This window comes from Variovorax atrisoli (genome assembly GCF_014195185.1).
GTDB lineage: Bacteria > Pseudomonadota > Gammaproteobacteria > Burkholderiales > Burkholderiaceae_C > Variovorax > Variovorax atrisoli.
Window position 1 is genome coordinate 33,434 of record NZ_JACIBG010000014.1, and the last position, 17,374, is coordinate 50,807.

15 protein-coding genes are annotated in these 17,374 nt (G+C 68.1%); 10 read left to right on the forward strand and 5 right to left on the reverse strand.

Going from position 1 to position 17,374, the window contains the following annotated elements; genetic code table 11:
- Positions 1-34: 34 nt before the first annotated feature.
- The 5 genes from FHY06_RS32685 to FHY06_RS32705 form a co-directional block, all read right to left on the reverse strand.
- A complete protein-coding gene (locus FHY06_RS32685) occupies positions 35-1,147 on the reverse strand; it encodes an acyltransferase family protein (RefSeq protein WP_184607487.1) in 1,113 nt (370 codons plus the stop codon).
- 92 nt (positions 1,148-1,239) lie between these two features.
- Positions 1,240-2,202, reverse strand: a complete 963-nt coding sequence (locus FHY06_RS32690) for an NAD(P)H-dependent flavin oxidoreductase (protein WP_019658660.1) — start codon at positions 2,200-2,202, stop codon at positions 1,240-1,242.
- A gap of 165 nt (positions 2,203-2,367) precedes the next feature.
- Positions 2,368-4,158 (reverse strand): acyl-CoA dehydrogenase, encoded by a 1,791-nt coding sequence (locus tag FHY06_RS32695; protein ID WP_132751498.1) that lies wholly within the window; start codon positions 4,156-4,158, stop codon positions 2,368-2,370.
- A gap of 74 nt (positions 4,159-4,232) precedes the next feature.
- Positions 4,233-5,165 carry an electron transfer flavoprotein subunit alpha/FixB family protein gene (locus tag FHY06_RS32700; protein ID WP_132751499.1) on the reverse strand — a complete coding sequence of 311 codons (933 nt, stop codon included), beginning with the start codon at positions 5,163-5,165 and terminating at the stop codon, positions 4,233-4,235.
- A gap of 2 nt (positions 5,166-5,167) precedes the next feature.
- Positions 5,168-5,917: an electron transfer flavoprotein subunit beta/FixA family protein gene (locus FHY06_RS32705; RefSeq protein WP_019656080.1), complete on the reverse strand. Its 750-nt coding sequence runs from the start codon at positions 5,915-5,917 to the stop codon at positions 5,168-5,170.
- Between the two features lie 389 nt (positions 5,918-6,306).
- Between FHY06_RS32705 and FHY06_RS32710 the strand changes: the two genes are divergently transcribed.
- The 10 genes from FHY06_RS32710 to FHY06_RS32755 all read left to right on the forward strand — a co-directional run bounded on the left by FHY06_RS32710 (position 6,307) and on the right by FHY06_RS32755 (position 17,373).
- Positions 6,307-7,119 carry a class II aldolase/adducin family protein gene (locus FHY06_RS32710; RefSeq protein WP_184607488.1) on the forward strand — a complete coding sequence of 271 codons (813 nt, stop codon included), beginning with the start codon at positions 6,307-6,309 and terminating at the stop codon, positions 7,117-7,119.
- A 48-nt stretch (positions 7,120-7,167) separates the two neighbouring features.
- Entirely contained in the window at positions 7,168-8,730 is a 1,563-nt protein-coding gene (locus FHY06_RS32715) for an ABC transporter substrate-binding protein (protein ID WP_019656078.1), read from the forward strand.
- Positions 8,731-8,807: 77 nt separating this feature from the next.
- Positions 8,808-9,782, forward strand: coding sequence for an ABC transporter permease (locus FHY06_RS32720; protein WP_184607489.1), 975 nt, complete (start codon positions 8,808-8,810; stop codon positions 9,780-9,782).
- 15 nt (positions 9,783-9,797) lie between these two features.
- Positions 9,798-10,640 (forward strand): ABC transporter permease, encoded by an 843-nt coding sequence (locus tag FHY06_RS32725; RefSeq protein WP_019656076.1) that lies wholly within the window; start codon positions 9,798-9,800, stop codon positions 10,638-10,640.
- Positions 10,641-10,642: 2 nt separating this feature from the next.
- Entirely contained in the window at positions 10,643-12,280 is a 1,638-nt protein-coding gene (locus FHY06_RS32730; RefSeq protein WP_184607532.1) for an ABC transporter ATP-binding protein, read from the forward strand.
- Positions 12,277-13,179, forward strand: a complete 903-nt coding sequence (locus FHY06_RS32735) for a 2-hydroxyacid dehydrogenase (protein WP_132751503.1) — start codon at positions 12,277-12,279, stop codon at positions 13,177-13,179. Before FHY06_RS32730 ends, FHY06_RS32735 begins: the two co-directional genes overlap by 4 nt.
- A 39-nt stretch (positions 13,180-13,218) precedes the next feature.
- Positions 13,219-14,592 carry an aspartate aminotransferase family protein gene (locus FHY06_RS32740; protein ID WP_184607490.1) on the forward strand — a complete coding sequence of 458 codons (1,374 nt, stop codon included), beginning with the start codon at positions 13,219-13,221 and terminating at the stop codon, positions 14,590-14,592.
- Between the two features lies 1 nt (position 14,593).
- Positions 14,594-15,631 (forward strand): histone deacetylase family protein, encoded by a 1,038-nt coding sequence (locus FHY06_RS32745; RefSeq protein WP_184607491.1) that lies wholly within the window; start codon positions 14,594-14,596, stop codon positions 15,629-15,631.
- A gap of 82 nt (positions 15,632-15,713) precedes the next feature.
- On the forward strand, positions 15,714-16,649 hold the full coding sequence (locus FHY06_RS32750) for a DMT family transporter (protein WP_184607492.1): 936 nt from the start codon (positions 15,714-15,716) through the stop codon (positions 16,647-16,649).
- A gap of 31 nt (positions 16,650-16,680) precedes the next feature.
- The gene (locus FHY06_RS32755) at positions 16,681-17,373 is read left to right on the forward strand and encodes a GntR family transcriptional regulator (protein ID WP_184607493.1); all 693 of its coding nucleotides are present in this window, start codon (positions 16,681-16,683) and stop codon (positions 17,371-17,373) included.
- The last annotated feature ends 1 nt before the right edge of the window (position 17,374 follow it).

Consider the following 17,374-nt stretch of genomic DNA (forward strand, 5'->3'; position numbering starts at 1 on the left):
TTGGACGGTGCGCCTGCGCCGGCGCGCCCGCTCCTTAATGAGAAACGACTATTCCGCTGACCAGCAGCGCAGCGAACAGCGCGAACACTGCGCGCCATGAAGCGGGACGCGCCTCCACCCAGCGGTACAGCAGCGCCCCCGCGACCACCGACAGGCCGAAGGTCGCGGCAAGCCCCGCCGCGTCGAACCACGAGCCATGCGGCCCCGCGTTCGCGACCGCCGCGTTCATGGCGAGCAGCACCGGGAAGTGGATGAGAAACAGCGAATACGACATCCGCCCCAGCCGCACGAGCGGCATGGCCGCCACCGGCCAGTGCTTCGGCGACAGCCAGTTGCGGCGTTGCGCGACGGCGATCAAAAGCGCGGCGACCAGCGCCGTCGCGATGCGGCTGCGCCAGTCGATGGCGAGCGCTCCCGCCCCGATCAGCGCCAGCAACGCGATGCCGCTCTGCCAGATGCTGAACCGCGTCGCGCGTCCGATCCAGAACACCAGCATGCCCAGCCCGTAGGTGCCGAAGAAATAGAAAGCCGTGTCGTCCAGCCCTGCATTGCGGTTGAAGAGCACGAGCGAAGCCACCGCCAGCCCGAAGACCAGCGCCACCGGCAGCCATCGCGCGCGAAGGCCCTGCGGCACGGCGCCGCCGGCGCGCTGCAGCATCGACGGCAGCCCGACGAGCACCAAGGCCAGCGCGAAGAGCTGGAAGTCGATGGCCACGTACCACACGCCCGTGGAGAGCGACTCGTAGCCAAGCAGGTCCTGCAGCAGCAAGCCATGGGCGACCAGCTGCCCGAAGGTGGGCGACGCCGGCACAACCTCTTCGTCGAGCCACGGCCGAACCACCGCAGCGACGATCACGCACACCGTGAGCGCGGCTAGGTAAGGCATCACGAGCCGCCCATAGCGCTGCAGGATGCGCGCCACCGGCCGCTCCACTCGCAGCGTTCCATCGGGTGCGAGGCTGGCGGCCGCCAGGAACCCGGCGATCACCAGGAACACCTGCACCGCCAGCCGCCCGTCCTCGGAGAGCCAGCCGAAGAAGTCGGGCGCGAGCGTATACGCACCGGCCGGCATCGGGCCGTAGCGCGACAAGTGATGCCCCACGATCACCGCGCAGGCGATGCCCTTGGCGGCATCGAGCAGCGGCATGCGCCCCGCGGAGGGAGAGGACGGAGCCGGCGGAGAAGATGGAGAAGACGGCGGCGCGACCGCGACGGGCGCGACGCCGTTCGCTAGCGGGGTCACAGCGCGAGCCGCTGCCTTGCCTCCTGGTATTCGCGCTTGAGCTTCTCGATGAACGCCCCGGCGGTCGCCACCTCGGTCACCGCGCCGATGCCCTGGCCCGAGCCCCAGATGTCCTTCCAGGCCTTGGCCTTGCTGCCTTCGCCGCCGCCGAAGTTCATCGTCTTCACGTCGCCTTCGGGCAGGTTGTTCGGGTCCATGCCGGCCTTGACGATGCTGGGCGCCAGGTAGTTGCCGTGCACGCCGGTGAAGAGGTTGGAGTAGACGATGTCGTCCGAGGTGCCGTCGACGATGGCCTGCTTGTAGTCGTCGCTCGCGCGCGCTTCCTCGGTGGCGATGAACGCGGTGCCGATGTAGGCGAAGTCGGCACCCATGGCCTGCGCGGCCAGCACTGCGCCGCCGGTGGCGATGGAGCCCGACAGCGCGATCGGGCCGTCGAACCACTGGCGGATCTCCTGCACCAGCGCGAACGGGCTCTTCGTGCCCGCATGGCCGCCGGCACCGGCCGCCACGGCGATGATGCCGTCGGCGCCCTTCTCGATCGCCTTCTGCGCGAACTTGTTGTTGATGATGTCGTGCAGCGTCACGCCGCCGTAGCTGTGTACCGCGTCGTTCACGTCGGTGCGCGCACCCAGCGAGGTGATGACGATCGGCACCTTGTACTTCACGACCATCTCCATGTCGTGCTCGAGCCGGTCATTACTCTTGTGCACGATCTGGTTGATGGCGAACGGTGCAGCGGGCTTGTCGGGGTTGGCCTTGTTGTAGGCCGCCAGTTCCTCGGTGATCTCGGCGAGCCAGTCTTCCAGCTGCGCCGCAGGACGCGCGTTGAGCGCCGGCATCGAACCCACCACGCCCGCCTTGCATTGCGCGATCACGAGCTTGGGGTTGCTGATGATGAACAGCGGCGAGCCGATGATCGGCAGCGGCAGGTTCGCGAGGACGGGGGGCAGTTTCGACATGATGCTTGTCTCTTGAAAGTTGTGTTGAATGCGGGATCGGGCAGCCGAACGCAGAAGGAAGACAAAAACTACGCAAAGGTCGCGAAAGGACCCGAAGACAAATTCTGGTTTTTCTTCTGCGACTTCTGCGTAACCTTTGCGACTGCTGCGTTCGGCTGTCCGTATTCAGAAAGCCTCGAGCGCCAGCGCCGTCACGCTCTCGGCACCGTCGACGATGCTGTCGCGGATGCCCGGCACCTTGTTGAGGATGTGCTCGGCGTAGAAGCGCGCGGTGGCGATCTTCGCCAGCATGAAGTCGGTGTCGAAGCTGCGCGAGGCGAGGTCTTGCGCAATGATCAGCGAGCGCGCCAGCTGCCAGCCGGCCACCAGGTTGCCCGCGAGCATCAGGTAGGGCACGCTGCCCGCGAAGACCGCGTTGGGCGATGCCTTGGTCTGGCCCGCCACGAAGTCGACCACCTCGACGAAGGCTTCGCGCGCAGCCTTCAGGCGCTTGAGCACGGCCGCGGCAGCGGGGTTGTCGATCCTGGCCAGCTCGGCCTCGGTCTTCTCGATCTGCGCGGCGATCGCCTTGGCCGTCTGGCCGCCGTCGCGCGCCGTCTTGCGGCCCACGAGGTCGTTCGCCTGGATGGCGGTGGTGCCTTCGTAGATCGTCAGGATCTTGGCGTCGCGGTAGTACTGCGCCGCGCCGGTCTCCTCGATGAAGCCCATGCCGCCGTGCACCTGGACGCCCAGCGAGGCCACTTCGAGGCTCATCTCGGTGCTGTAGCCCTTCACCAGCGGCACCATGAACTCATAGAAGGCCTGGTTCTGCTTGCGCGCATCGGCATCGGGGTGATGGTGCGCGGCGTCGTAGGCGGCGGCGGCCACGCTGGACATCGCGCGGCAGCCCTCGGTATAGGCGCGCATCGTCATCAGCATGCGCTTGACGTCGGGGTGATGGATGATCGGCGCGCTGGTGTTCATGGAGCCGTCCACCGGACGGCTCTGCACGCGCTCCCTGGCGTAGGCCACCGCGTGCTGGTAGGCACGCTCGGCGATCGCGATGCCCTGCATGCCCACCGCGTAGCGGGCGGAGTTCATCATGATGAACATGTACTCGAGGCCGCGGTTCTCCTGGCCCACCAAGTAACCGATGGCACCGCCGTGGTCTCCATACTGCAGCACAGCCGTGGGCGATGCCTTGATGCCCATCTTGTGCTCGATGCTCACGCAGTGCACGTCGTTGCGCTCGCCGAGCGTGCCGTCCTTGTTGACCAGGAACTTCGGCACGACGAACAGGCTGATGCCCTTCACGCCCTCGGGCGCGCCGGCCACGCGTGCCAGCACGAGGTGCACGATGTTCTCCGCCATGTCGTGCTCGCCGTAGGTGATGAAGATCTTGGTGCCGAACACCTTGTAGGTGCCGTCGGGCTGCGGCTCGGCGCGGGTGCGCACCAGGGCGAGGTCGCTGCCGGCCTGCGGCTCTGTGAGGTTCATCGTGCCGGTCCACTGGCCGCTCACGAGCTTCTCGAGGTAGGTGGCCTTGAGTTCGTCCGAGCCGGCCGTGAGCAGCGCCTCGATGGCGCCGTCGCTCAGCAGCGGACACAGCGCGAAGCTCATGTTGGCCGAGTTGAGCATCTCGCCGCAGGCCGCGCCGATGGTCTTGGGCAGACCCTGGCCGCCGAAGTCCGCCGGATGCTGCAGCCCCTGCCAGCCACCCGCCACGTACTGCGCGAAGGCTTCCTTGAAGCCCGGTGTGGTGGTGACGGCGCCATCCTTGAACGACGAGGGATCGCGGTCGCCCGCCACGTTCAGCGGCGCGATCACGTCCTGGTTGAAGCGCGCGCACTCTTCGAGCACGGCCTGTGCGGTTTCGAGGCCGGCATCCTCGAAGCCGGGCAGCTTCGCGATCTCGCCGATGTTGGCCAGGTGTTCGATGTCGAACAGCATGTCCTTGATGGGGGCGGTATAGCTCATGTCATGTCTCCAGATACAGCGGATACGAAAAGGGCATCGCGAACGATGCCCTCTGGCTCAGTGCAGCGATGCGATCAGAGCGCTTTCACCAGTTCCGGCACGGCCGTGAACAGGTCGGCCACAAGGCCGTAGTCGGCCACCGAGAAGATCGGGGCTTCTTCGTCCTTGTTGATCGCCACGATCACCTTGGAGTCCTTCATGCCGGCCAAGTGCTGGATCGCGCCCGAGATGCCCGCTGCGATGTACAGCTGCGGCGCGACGATCTTGCCGGTCTGGCCCACTTGCCAGTCGTTCGGGGCGTAGCCCGCGTCGACGGCTGCGCGGCTGGCGCCGAGACCGGCGTTGAGCTTGTCGGCCAGAGGTGCCATCACTTCGGTGAACTTCTCGGCGCTGCCCAGGGCGCGGCCACCGGAGACGATGATCTTGGCTGCCGTCAGCTCAGGGCGCTCGCTCTTCGTGACTTCGCGGCCCACGAAGCTGCTCTTGCCGCTGTCGGCCACGCCTGCAGCGTTTTCCACTGCAGCGCTGCCACCGGTGGCAGCCGCTGCGTCGAAACCGGTCGTACGAACGGTGATCACCTTGGTGGCGTCGCTGCTCTGCACGGTGGCAATCGCGTTACCCGCGTAGATCGGACGCTCGAAGGTGTCGGCGCTCACCACGGCCGTGATGTCGCTGATCTGCGCCACGTCCAGCTTGGCGGCCACGCGCGGGGCGACGTTCTTGCCGTTGGCGGTCGAGGGGAAGAGGATGTGGCTGTAGCTGCCGGCGATCGCGAGCACCTGGGCTGCGACGTTCTCGGCGAGGTTCTCGGCCAGGCTCGGGCTGTCGGCTGCGATGACCTTGGAGACGCCAGCGATCTGGGCAGCCGCCTTGGCAGCTTCGGCGGCATTGGCGCCAGCCACCAGCACATGGACGTCACCACCGCAAGCCAGCGCTGCGGTCACGGTGTTGAGGGTGGCCGGCTTGATGCTGGCGTGGTCGTGTTCGGCAATAACAAGTGCGGTCATGTTCAGATCACCTTCGCTTCGTTCTTCAGTTTGTCCACCAGCGTTGCAACATCAGGCACCTTGATGCCGGCACCGCGCTTGGGCGGCTCAGCGACCTTGAGCGTCTTCAGGCGAGGCTTCACGTCCACGCCCAGGTCCTCCGGCTTGACCGTGTCCAGCTGCTTCTTCTTGGCCTTCATGATGTTGGGCAGCGTCACGTAGCGCGGCTCGTTCAGGCGCAGGTCGGTGGTGATGACCGCGGGCAACGTGAGCGCCACGGTCTCCAGGCCGCCGTCGACTTCACGGGTGACGGTGGCCTTGTCACCGGCGACTTCGACCTTCGAGGCGAAAGTAGCCTGGGGAAGATCTGCCAGCGCAGCCAGCATCTGGCCGGTCTGGTTGGCGTCGTCGTCGATAGCCTGCTTGCCGAGGATGATGAGCTGGGGCTGTTCCTTGTCGACCAGCGCCTTCAGCAGCTTGGCCACGGCCAGGGGCTGCAGTTCTTCAGCGGTTTCCACCAGGATGCCGCGGTCGGCGCCGATGGCCATGGCGGTGCGCAGGGTTTCCTGGCTCTTGGCGTCGCCGCAGGAGACGGCGATCACTTCGGTGACCACGCCCTTTTCCTTCAGCCGCACCGCTTCTTCAACGGCGATCTCGTCGAAGGGGTTCATGCTCATCTTGACGTTGGCAATGTCCACTCCGGTGCCGTCGCTCTTCACGCGCACCTTCACGTTGTAATCGACGACCCGTTTGACAGGCACAAGAACCTTCATTGACTTGACTCCATTGGATTGCAAAAAGGGGGCTTCGAGGGCAAACCGGTCATTCTAGGGCGCGACCTTTGCCGCCTCTCCATTCTTCCCGCTGGCGCTGGCGCCATAAAAAAGAACGATCGTGCTTTTTCGTGATTATAAGGCAGCGTCGAAGCACTGAGCCTTTCGGCCGACAAAGATATTTGTGAGGCCGCCAGCGCGGAAGCATCCGCGCCGTCGTGCTGTGCGGCTTGCACGCAAATCGAGAACCGCGCCCGCTCGCGGTGCACGCGCAACCCCGCCAAGGCGCCATCTGCCGCCAATTTCCGGGTTTTCGCCGATGTCTGGGCTGGCACGCAACCTGCATGATGAATACTGTCGACAGCTGACAGTCGATCTTCGGAGATTCAATGGAAACAACAGAACGAAGCATCCCGGACGTACGCGGCAGCGCCCGCCCGCCCATGACGGCCGCGGAGCGCCAGCTCCGGCAGGACCTGGCAGCCGCCTACCGGCTCGTCGCCCTCTACGGGATGGACGACAGCATCTACACCCACATCTCCGCGCGCGTGCCCGGCACCACGGACCAATTCCTGATCAACCCCTTCGGCATGCTGTTTCGCGACATCACGGCGTCCTCGCTCGTGAAGATCGACCTGGACGGCAACATCGTCGAGCCCTCCGAATACGACGTGAATCCGGCCGGCTTCACGATCCACAGCGCGGTGCATGCCGCGCGCCATGACGCGGTCTGCGTGCTGCACACCCACACCGTCGCCGGTGTCGCGGTGTCCTCGCTGGCCGGCGGGCTGCAGCCGTGCAACCAGTGGGCGCTGCAGTTCCACAACCGCGTGACGTACCACGAGTTCGAGGGGATCGCGCTCAACCACGAGGAGCGCGAGCGCCTGGTCGCCGACCTGGGCCCGACTTCCCGCGCACTGATCCTGCGCAACCACGGCCTGATCACGCTGGGCCGCAGCGTGGCCGAGGCCTTCATCCTGATGCACAACCTGGAGCGCGCCTGCCGCGTGCAGGTCGCCATCCAGGGCACCGGCCAGGCCGTGCACCCGGTGCCCGAGGAGGTCTGCGAGCTGACCGCGCGCCAGTACGAAAGCGGCGACACCAACCGCCTCGCCTCCGCACCGCACGACCCCTACGCCCGCGAATGGCGCGCGCTCCTTCAGCGCCTGGCCCCGGCCAGCCCAGCCTCCTTCCGCGACTGAGATTCACCCGTTCTTCACTGCCCTACCCACTTCGAAAGGTCCGCTCCGATGAAACGCCGCAACCTGATCCAAGCCGGCTCCGCCGCCCTAGGCCTGTCCATCGCCGGGGTGCCCCTGCACAGCCTGGCGCAGGCCAGGAAGGGTGTCGTCAACGTGCTGGTGCAGCCCGAGCCGCCCGGCCTGATGATGGGCATCGTGCAGAACGGCCCCACTCAGCTGATCGCCGGCAACATCTACGAAGGCCTGCTGCGCTACAACGAGAAGCTCGAGCCCCAGCCGCAGCTCGCCACTTCGTGGACCGTGAGCGCGGACAGCAAGACCTACGTCTTCAAGCTCAAGCCCAACGTCAAGTGGCACGACGGCAAGCCCTTCACCGCCGACGACGTGGTGTTCTCGTGCGACGTGTTCCTGCGCAAGACGCACGCGCGCTTCCGCGCCAGCCTGGCGCAGGTGGAATCGATCAAGGCACTCGACCCGCTCACCGTGGAGTTCAAGCTCAAGCAGCCCTTCGGCCCCTTCATGGGCATCTTCGAGAACGGCACCATGCCCATGGTGCCCAAGCACATCTACGAAGGCACCGACTTCGCGACCAACCCCGCCAACGCCACGCCCATCGGCACCGGACCGCTCAAGTTCAAGGAATGGGTCAAGGGCTCCTACATCAACCTCGTGGCCAACGAGAACTACCACCAGCCCGGCGTCGTGAGCGTGGAGAGCGTGTATTTCCACGTCATCCCCGACGCGGCCGCGCGCGCCGCGGCTTTCGAGTCGGGCAAGGTCGACATCGCCCCGGGCGGCACGGTGGAGTACTTCGACGTGGGCCGCCTGGCCAAGCTGCCGGGCGCGGCCGTGACCACCAAGGGCTGGGAGTTCTTCGCGCCGCACAGCTGGCTGTGGATGAACAACCGCACGGCGCCCATGAACAACGTGAAGTTCCGCCAGGCCGTGTGGACCGCCATCGACCGCGAGGCCATGGCCAAGGTCGCCTGGTACGGCTACGCCAAGCCGGCCACCGGCCCGTTCAACAGCCACATCGCCTACGCCAGCGACGAGGTGACCAAGTACCCGCGCGACCTCGCCAAGGCCAAGAAGCTGCTGTCCGAATCGGGCTACAAGGGCGAGACGCTGCGCCTGCTGCCGCTGCCCTACGGCGAATCGTGGCAGCGCCAGGCCGAGATCGTGCGCCAGAACCTCACGCAGGCCGGCATCAAGATCGAGATGGTCGCCACCGACGTGGCCGGCTGGAACCAGCGCAACAGCGAGTGGGACTTCGACCTGGCCTTCACCTACGTCTACCAGTACGGCGACCCGGCGCTCGGCGTGGCACGCAACTACACCAGCGACAACATCGCCAAGGGCTCACCCTTCAACAACGTGGCCGGCTACTCCAACCCCAAGGTCGACGAGCTGTTCGCCGCCGGTGCGCGCGAAAGCGACCCGGCCAAGCGCCGCGCGATCTACCTGGAAGTGCAGAAGCTGCTGGTCGACGAGGTGCCCGTGGCCTGGCTGCACGAGATCAACTTCCCGACGCTGTACCGCACCAAGATCCAGAACGTGGTGTCCTCCGGCATCGGCCTGAACGACAGCCTGGGCCGCGTCAAGCTGGCCTGACCTCCCTCCCCCGCGTGCGGCGCCGGGCCATGCCGACCTGATGGGCCGGGCCACCGCATGCCCGAATCGAGCTTGCCATGAAACGACTGCAGTTCATGTCCGTGCGGCTGCTGCAGGGCCTGATGGCCCTGCTGGTGATCGCCACCGTCAACTTCCTGCTGGTTCGCGCGGCGCCGGGCGATCCGGTGTCCGTCATGGCCGGCGAGGCCGGCGCGTCCGACGCGCAGTTCGTGGCCCAGCTGCGCCAGCAGTTCGGCCTCGACCAGCCGCTGCCCGTGCAGCTCGGCAACTACCTGGGCCACGTGCTCAAGCTCGACCTGGGCTTCTCCTACCGCCAGCAGCAGCCCGTGGTCGACCTGATCCTGCAGCGCCTGCCCGCCACGCTGCTGCTGACGGGCACGGCCTTCGGGCTCTCGCTGCTGTTCGGCATCGTGCTGGGCGCGCTGGCCAGCCGCAACGCGGGCAAGTGGCAGGACAGCCTCATCACAGTGGTCGCGCTGGTGTTCTACGCAACGCCTCTCTACTGGCTGGCGATGATGGCGGTGCTGCTCTTCACGGTGCAGCTCGACCTGCTGCCCGCCTTCGGCTTCTTCACCGTGGGCGCGGACCTCACGGGCATCGACAAGGCGCTGGACATCGCCAAGCACCTGATCCTGCCCTCGCTCACGCTGGCGCTGTTCTACATGGCGGTCTATGCGCGCATGACGCGCGCCTCCATGCTGGAAGTCGCGCAGATGGACTTCGTGAAGACCGCGCGCGCCAAGGGCGTGGCGCCCGGGCGCATCCAGCGCAAGCACACCCTGCGCAACGCGCTGCTGCCGGTGGTCACGCTCGCGGGCATCCAGGCCGGCGGAATGATCGGCGGCGCCGTGCTCACCGAGACGGTGTTCGCCTGGCCCGGCATCGGCCGGCTCATGTTCGACGCGCTGCTGCAGCGCGACTACAACCTGCTGCTCGGCTGCTTCCTGTTCACCGCGGCCATGGCCGTGCTGTTCAACCTGATCACCGACTTCGTCTACACGCTCGTCGATCCCCGCATCGAGCTGAGCTGAGCCAAGGAGCCCTTCATGAAAAGCAAATTCTGGCGGCGCTTCAGCCGCAACAAGGGCGCGGTCTTCGGCCTGATCGTGCTGATGCTGGTGGCGCTGGTCACGGCCCTCGGGCCCTTCGTCGCACAGAACAACCCCTGGGACATGGTAGGCACGCCCTTCGCGGCGCCCATGGCGGAACAGGGCCTGCTCCTGGGCACCGACACCATGGGCCGCGACATCCTGTCGGGCATCGTCACCGGCGCGCGCGTCTCGCTGCTGATCGGCGTGGTGTCCACGGTGGTCTCGCTGCTGATCGGCGTGAGCATCGGCGCCGTCTCGGGCTACTTCGGCGGCTGGATCGACGCCACGCTGATGCGCTTCACCGAGCTGTTCCAGGCCATCCCGAGCTTCGCGCTGGCCATCGTGCTGGTGGCCATATTCCAGCCCTCGGTGCAGTCGATCGTCACGGCCATCGCGATCGTGTCGTGGCCGCCTGTGGCGCGGCTGGTGCGCAGCGAGTTCCTGACGCTGCGCCAGCGCGACTTCGTGGCGGCGGCCCAGCTGGCGGGCCAGTCGACGCCGCGCATCATCCTCACGCAGATCCTGCCCAACGCCGCCTCGCCCATCGTGGTGATGGCCTCGCTGATGGTGGCCACGGCCATCCTGCTGGAGTCCAGCCTGAGCTTCCTGGGCTTGGGCGACCCGAACCAGATGAGCTGGGGCTACATGGTCGGCTCGGCGCGCACGGTGCTGCGCCAGGCCTGGTGGATGGCGGTGTTCCCGGGCGTGGCCATTCTGCTCACGGTGCTCGCGCTGAACCTGGTCGGCGAGGGCCTGAACGACGGCCTCAACGCGCGCGCCGACGGGAGGGGCAAATGAAAATGGAAAAGCTCGTACTTCCCGTGCTCGACGTCCAGGGCCTGGACATCCGCCTGCCCCAGGGGGCCGACCGCGAACTGGCGGTGCGCGGCGCTTCGCTGCAGCTGCTGCCGGGCCAGACGCTGTGCGTGGTCGGCGAATCGGGCTCCGGCAAGTCGATGATCGCCAACGCCATCATGGGCCTGCTGCCGCGGCCGCACGTGGAGCCCGTGGCCGGCCGCATCCTCTTCGACGGCCAGGACCTGCTGCAGCTCGACGAGGCACAGCTTCGCACGCTGCGCGGCCGGCGCATCGGCATGGTGTTCCAGGAGCCGATGACGGCACTGAACCCTGTGATGCGCATCGGCGAGCAGATCGCCGAGGTGTTCGACGCCCATGTGAAGCTCTCGGCCGCGCAGAAGCGCCAGCGCATCCTCGCGGCGCTGGCCGACGTCGGCATGCCCGAGCCCGAGGTGCTGATCGACAGCTATCCGTTCCGCCTGTCCGGCGGGCAGCGCCAGCGCGTGATGATCGCCTGTGCGCTGGTGCTGGAGCCGGCGCTGCTGATCTGCGACGAGCCCACCACCGCACTCGACGTGACCACGCAGGCGCAGATCCTGAAGCTCATCCGCGAGCTGCAGCAGCGCAAGGGCACGGCGGTGCTGTTCATCACGCACGACTTCGGCGTGGTCTCCGAGATCGCCGACGAGGTGGTCGTGATGCAGACGGGTGAGGTGGTCGAGGCCGGACCGGCCTCTGCCGTGCTGGCCCGGCCGCAGCACGCCTACACGCGCAAGCTCATCGCGGCCATTCCGAATGGGCAGGTGCGTGCGCCGGCCGACCAGCGCCCCGTCGAGCACGTGCTGCAGGTGCAGGAGCTGCGCAAGACCTACGTGACCGGCGGCGGCCTGTTCAGCAAGGGCCGCCGGGTGGAGGCGGCCAAGGGCCTGTCGTTCGAGCTGCGCCGCGGCGAGACGCTGGGGCTGGTCGGCGAGTCCGGCTCGGGCAAGTCGACCGTGGGGCGCTGCATCGTGGGCCTCGCGCCCTTCGACAGCGGCCGCGTGCTGTTCAAGGGTCGCACGCTGCAATCGGGCGCGCAGTTCCGGGCGCAGTCGCAAGGAAAGATCCAGATGGTGTTCCAGGACCCGTATGCCTCGCTGAATCCGCGCCACCGCATCGGCCCGGCCATTGCGGCCGGCCCCATCGCCCAGGGCATGCCCAAGGCCCAGGCCATGGCCCGCGCAATGGAGCTGCTCGAGCTGGTGGGCCTCAAGCCCGACGCGGCGGAGCGCTTTCCGCACGAGTTCTCCGGCGGCCAGCGCCAGCGCATCGGCATCGCGCGCGCCCTGGCCATGGAGCCGCAGCTGCTGGTGGCGGACGAGCCTGTCTCCGCGCTCGACGTATCGGTGCAGGCCCAGGTGCTGAAGCTCTTCGCCGAGGTGCGCGAGCGCTTCCAGCTGGCCATGGTGTTCATAACGCACGACCTGCGGGTGGCCGGCGAGATGTGCGACCACATCGCCGTGATGCAGCGCGGCGAGATCGTCGAGTACGGCGAGACCGCCAGGGTGCTGGCGAATCCGCAGCATGCGTACACGCGCACGCTGATCGAGGCGCAGCCGAGGCTCTCGGCGGCGGCCGCGGAACAGGCGGTGGCCGCATGACGCTCGACATCGCACTGGTTTCCGACCAGATCGCCATGGGCTACCTGCAGCCCGCCTTCCGCGAACGCTTTCCGCAGGCGCGGCTGCACCGCATCGACACCGAAGTGCAGGAGCTGGACGCGCTCGGCGAGATCGAAGCCGTTGTCTGCTGGTCGCCGCCGCCGGGGCTGCTCGCGCGCATGCCGCGCCTGCGGCTGGTGCAGTCGGTGGGAGCGGGTACCGACCACATCACGCGCGACCCGGCGCTTCCCGACGTGCCGGTGCGCCGCATCGTCGACCCCGACATGGCCGACGGCATGAATGCCTACGTGGCTTGGGCCGTGGTACACGGCCAGCGCCACATGGGCTCCTATCTCGAGAGCCAGCGCCGCGCGGCCTGGGAGGAAGCGCCCATCGAGCCGCCCCGGCACCACCGCGTGGGCATTGCCGGCCTGGGCGTGCTGGGCCAGTCGGTCGCGCGGGCGCTGCTCGCCATCGGCTACCGCGTGCGCGGCTGGAGCCGCAGCCCCAAGAGCGATCTGCCCGAGGGCATCGAGGCCTTCCACGGCGATGCGGCGCGCGCCGAATTCCTGGCCGGCTGCGACACCCTGGTCTGCCTGCTGCCGCTGACCGACGACACGCGCGGCATCCTCGATGCGTCGCTGTTCGCTCAACTGCCGCGCGGCGCGCGCCTGGTCAACGCCGGGCGCGGCGCCCACCTCGTGCAGGAAGACCTGCTCGCGGCGCTGGAGAGCGGCCAGATCGCATCCGCCGTGCTGGACGCCTTCGTGGAGGAGCCGCTGCCGGCGGCCCACCCCTTCTGGAGCCATCCGCGCATCATCGTCACGCCCCACATCGCGACCCGCACCCGGCCCGAGGCCATCGCGCGTCAGACCCACGACAACCTGGCGAGCCTGTAGCCGCCTTCTTTCAGCGCCCGACATTCAAAGAGGAACCCCATGGCAGAACCCCTCGGCACCGGCGACAAGGACGTCGCCACCCACCTGCATTCGTACACCAACCTGGCCGCGCTGCCGCAGACGCCGCCGCTGGTCATCGTCGAGGGCGACGGCATCCACGTCGTCGACGAACAGGGCAAGCGCTATCTGGAGGCCATGTCGGGCCTGTGGTGCGCCTCGCTGGGCTTCTCCAACAAGCGCCTGGCCGCGGCCGGCGCGAAGGCACTGAACACCCTGCCCTACTACCACACCTTCAACCAGCGCACGAACGTGGCGGTGGCCGACCTGGCCGAGCGGCTGCTGGCGCTCGCGCCATCACCCATGGCGCGCGTGTTCTTCGCCAACTCGGGCTCCGAGGCCAACGACAGCGCGGTGAAGATGGTCTGGTACTACCACAACGCCATCGGCCAGCCGCAGCGCAAGAAGATCATCGCGCGGCGCAATGCCTATCACGGCGTGACCGTGGCCGCCGCCAGCATGGGCGGGCTCGACGGCAACCACCGCGACTTCGACCTGCCCATCGCCACCGCGCCCGCGCGCTTCCTGCACGTGGACTGCCCGCACCACTACCGCTATGCCGAGCCCGGCGAGACGGAGCAGGACTTCTCCAGCCGCCTCGCGCAGCAGCTCGAGCAGACCATCCTGGCCGAAGGGCCCGAGACCGTGGCTGCCTTCATCGCCGAGCCGGTGATGGGCGCGGGCGGCGTGCTGGTGCCGCCGGCCGGCTACTTCGAGAAGGTGCAGGCCGTGCTGCGCAAGTACGGCGTGCTCATGATCGCCGACGAGGTGATCTGCGGCTTCGGCCGCACGGGCAACATGTTCGGCTCCACGACCTTCGGCATCCAGCCCGACATCCTGAGCTGCGCCAAGGCGCTGTCCTCGGGCTACGTGCCGATCTCGGCGGTCATGGTCAACGAGAAGGTGCACAGCGCCATCGCCGCCAACAGCGGCAAGCTCGGCAGCTTCGGCCACGGCTACACCTATTCGGGCCACCCGGTCGCCTGCGCCGTGGCGCTGGAGACGCTGAAGGTCTACGAGGACGAGCGCATCCTCGACCACGTGCGCGAACTCGCCCCCGTCTTCCAGGCCGGGCTGCGCGCCTTCGCCGAACGGCCCTGGGTGGGCAACGTGCGCGGCGTGGGCCTGATCGGCGCCATCGAGCTCATCGCCGACAAGGCCGCGCGCACGCCCTTCGCCGCCGACCGCAAGGCCGGCTACCGCTTCGCGGCCCTGGCGCTGGAAGAAGGCCTGATCGTGCGCGCCATGGGCGACAGCATCGGCCTGTGCCCGCCGCTGATCATCACACGGGCCGAGCTGGACGACCTGTTCGCGCGCCTGACGCGCGCGATGGACCGCTTCGAGAAGGAGCACTGACATGCAGGCCTTCTTCTCCGACGACCAGCTGCTGCACGATCCGCAGCAGTACATGCGCGTGGGCCGCATCTGCAAGCCCGCCGACCTGCCCACGCGCGCCGAGGCCTTGATGGGAACGCTGGCCGCATGCGGCATCGCGGTCAGTGCGCCACCGGACGCCGGCCGCGCCGCGCTGGAGCAGGTGCACAGCACGGACTATCTCGACTACCTGGAAACCGCGTTCGAGCGCTGGCGCAAGGTCGAAAGCTTCGGGCTGGAGCCGGGCATCGAGGTGCTGCCCAACATGTCGCCGCACGGACCGCGCGTGGGCCCCTGTCCTTCGCCCTCGGTCCTGGCGCAGACGGGCTGGTACGTCGGCGACCTGTCATGCCCCATCGGCCCGAACACCTGGCGCTCCGTCCTGCGCTCGGCCCACGCCGCTCTGGCGGCGGCCGAGACGGTGCTCGAAGGCGGAAGCATCGCCTATGCCCTGTGTCGCCCTTCAGGCCACCATGCGCAGCGTGCGCGCGCGGCAGGCTTCTGCTACGTGAACAACAGCGCCATCGCGGCCGCCACGCTGCGACGGCGCCATGCGCGCGTGGCGGTGCTCGACATCGACGCCCACCACGGCGACGGCACGCAGCAGATCTTCTACGAGCGAGGCGACGTGCTGACCGTCTCCACGCATGCCGACCCGTCCGGCTATTACCCCTGGTACACGGGCTACGCGCACGAGCGCGGCACCGGCGAGGGTGAAGGCTGCAACCTGAACCTGCCGCTGGCGCACGGTAGCGGCAACGCCGAATTCGCGCAGGCGCTGGACCAGGCCACCGCCGCCATCGAGCGCTTCCAGCCGCAGGCGCTGGTGCTGCCGCTGGGCTTCGACACCTACAAGGACGATCCGATCAGCGTGCTCAAGTTCGACATGGAAGCCTTCCGCCTCGCCGGCGAGCGCGTGCGCGCACTGGGCCTGCCCACGGTGGTGGTGCAGGAAGGCGGCTACATGGTCGAGGCGATCGGCGCTGCGCTCGATGCATTCCTGGAAGGTCTTCGCGCATGACCGTCTGCACGACGGCCTGCCGCGGTGCCGATACCGGTGCGAGCTCCGATGCAGTGACGGAAGCGACGCAGTCGCAGCCGGCATGAGTGCCGCACGCGCCGCCGTCTCCCTTGCACGCGACGACCGTGGCGAGAACAGCGCGGGCGCGGGCATCGCGCTCTTCCTCTGCGCGCTGGTGCTGTTCGCGGCGTACGACGCCTTCGCCAAGCAGATGGTCGCCACGCATGCGCCGGCGGTCGTCAACCTGGGCCGATACAGCGCGATCGGCGTCATCGCGCTGGTGCTGCTGCTGCGCCACGGCGACCTGCACCTGTGGCGCCAGCCGCACCAGAAGCTGCTGGCCGCGCGCAGCGTGGCGCTGGCCATCGTGGCCACCTGCTTCATGACCGCGCTCGTCACCATGCCGCTGGCGGAGGCCACCGCGATCTACTTCACCGCTCCGCTGATCATGGTCGCGCTGTCGCCCTGGCTGCTCGGGGAGCGCGTGGGCCGCGCGCAGTGGACGGCGGTGCTGCTGGGCTTCGCGGGCATGCTGTGCATCGTGCGCCCGGGCGGCAGCCTGCCGCTGGCGGGCACGCTGCTGATGGCGGTGTCCGCCGTCTGCTATGCGCTCTTCCAGGTGCTCACGCGGCGGCTCTCGGGGCTGGTGCCGGCACCCGTGCAGTTCGCGCACATGGCGCTGGCCTGCCTGGTCATCACGAACCTGCCCGTGCTGTTCATGCCGCACGTGACGCTGCCGCCCTGGCCCGAGATGGCGCTGCTGGTCGCCGGCGGCGCCGTCAGCGGCAGCGCCCAGCTGTTGCTGCTGGCCGCGTTCCGCCGCGTCGGCGCGGCCACGCTGGCGCCCCTGAATTACGTGCAGCTGCTGCTGGCGGTGCTGATCAGCACGCTGTGGTTCCAGCGCCCGCCCGATGCGCCGGCTCTGGCCGGCATGGCGCTGATCGCCGTGGCTGGCGTCTACCTGGCCCGCTCGGGCGGCGGCCGGCGCGAGGCGAGCGGAATGAAGGGGCCGGCATGATACGTACAAGAGACCGAGACAAGGAATTCCGATGAACACCAGCCGGCCCGAAGCCGCCACCCCTCCCGCCTTCTCGTCGATCCAGGTGCCCGACCTGGTCGGCGTGGTGGAGGCGCAATTGCAGCAAGCCATCCTGTCGGGCCGCATCGCGCCCGGCGAACGCATCGTCGAGGCCGAGCTGGCCCGGCAGATGGGCGTGAGCCGCGCGCCCGTGCGCGAGGCCGCGCGCCGCCTCGAGAGCCTGGGGCTGCTGATCTCGCGCCCGCGGCACGGCTTCGCGGTGCGCACCGTTTCTCCCAAGCAGGTCAACGACCTGTACGAAGTGCGCATCCAGCTCGAGCTGCTGGGCGCATCGCTGGCCTGCACGCACGCCACCGACGCCGAGCTGGCGCAGCTCGACGCGCGCGTGGACGACATGGTGGAGCGCGCCGAGATCCTGTCGTCGCCCGAGCGGGTGGCGCTCGACCTGGACTTCCACTTCGCCATCAGTGCGCTGTCGGGCAACCACTACCTGCACCGGCTGTTCGACAACATGCAGACCGAGGTGCGCATGTTCCTCGCGCTCAGCGAGGACAGCTACGGCGACCTGAAGGTGCTGGCCGAGACGCACAGGCCCATCGCCAAGGCCATGGCGGCGCGCGACGTCGACGCCGCACAGCACGCGCTGCGCTACCACCTCGAAACCGCCAAGGCTCACGTGCGCGGCCTCTTCACCAAGCCCTGAG

Excerpts from the sequence above, each read along its gene's own strand:
- FHY06_RS32725 (WP_019656076.1), top strand. The coding sequence starts at position 9,798 with ATGAAAAGCAAATTCTGGCGGCGCTTCAGCCGCAACAAGGGCGCGGTC.
- FHY06_RS32750 (WP_184607492.1), top strand. The coding sequence starts at position 15,714 with ATGAGTGCCGCACGCGCCGCCGTCTCCCTTGCACGCGACGACCGTGGC.
- FHY06_RS32700 (WP_132751499.1), bottom strand. The coding sequence starts at position 5,165 with ATGACCGCACTTGTTATTGCCGAACACGACCACGCCAGCATCAAGCCG.
- FHY06_RS32705 (WP_019656080.1), bottom strand. The coding sequence starts at position 5,917 with ATGAAGGTTCTTGTGCCTGTCAAACGGGTCGTCGATTACAACGTGAAG.
- FHY06_RS32755 (WP_184607493.1), top strand. The coding sequence starts at position 16,681 with ATGAACACCAGCCGGCCCGAAGCCGCCACCCCTCCCGCCTTCTCGTCG.
- FHY06_RS32745 (WP_184607491.1), top strand. The coding sequence starts at position 14,594 with ATGCAGGCCTTCTTCTCCGACGACCAGCTGCTGCACGATCCGCAGCAG.
- FHY06_RS32695 (WP_132751498.1), bottom strand. The coding sequence starts at position 4,158 with ATGAGCTATACCGCCCCCATCAAGGACATGCTGTTCGACATCGAACAC.
- FHY06_RS32685 (WP_184607487.1), bottom strand. The coding sequence starts at position 1,147 with ATGCCGCTGCTCGATGCCGCCAAGGGCATCGCCTGCGCGGTGATCGTG.
- FHY06_RS32710 (WP_184607488.1), top strand. The coding sequence starts at position 6,307 with ATGGAAACAACAGAACGAAGCATCCCGGACGTACGCGGCAGCGCCCGC.
- FHY06_RS32740 (WP_184607490.1), top strand. The coding sequence starts at position 13,219 with ATGGCAGAACCCCTCGGCACCGGCGACAAGGACGTCGCCACCCACCTG.
- FHY06_RS32720 (WP_184607489.1), top strand. The coding sequence starts at position 8,808 with ATGAAACGACTGCAGTTCATGTCCGTGCGGCTGCTGCAGGGCCTGATG.
- FHY06_RS32690 (WP_019658660.1), bottom strand. The coding sequence starts at position 2,202 with ATGTCGAAACTGCCCCCCGTCCTCGCGAACCTGCCGCTGCCGATCATC.
- FHY06_RS32715 (WP_019656078.1), top strand. The coding sequence starts at position 7,168 with ATGAAACGCCGCAACCTGATCCAAGCCGGCTCCGCCGCCCTAGGCCTG.
- FHY06_RS32735 (WP_132751503.1), top strand. The coding sequence starts at position 12,277 with ATGACGCTCGACATCGCACTGGTTTCCGACCAGATCGCCATGGGCTAC.
- FHY06_RS32730 (WP_184607532.1), top strand. The coding sequence starts at position 10,643 with ATGGAAAAGCTCGTACTTCCCGTGCTCGACGTCCAGGGCCTGGACATC.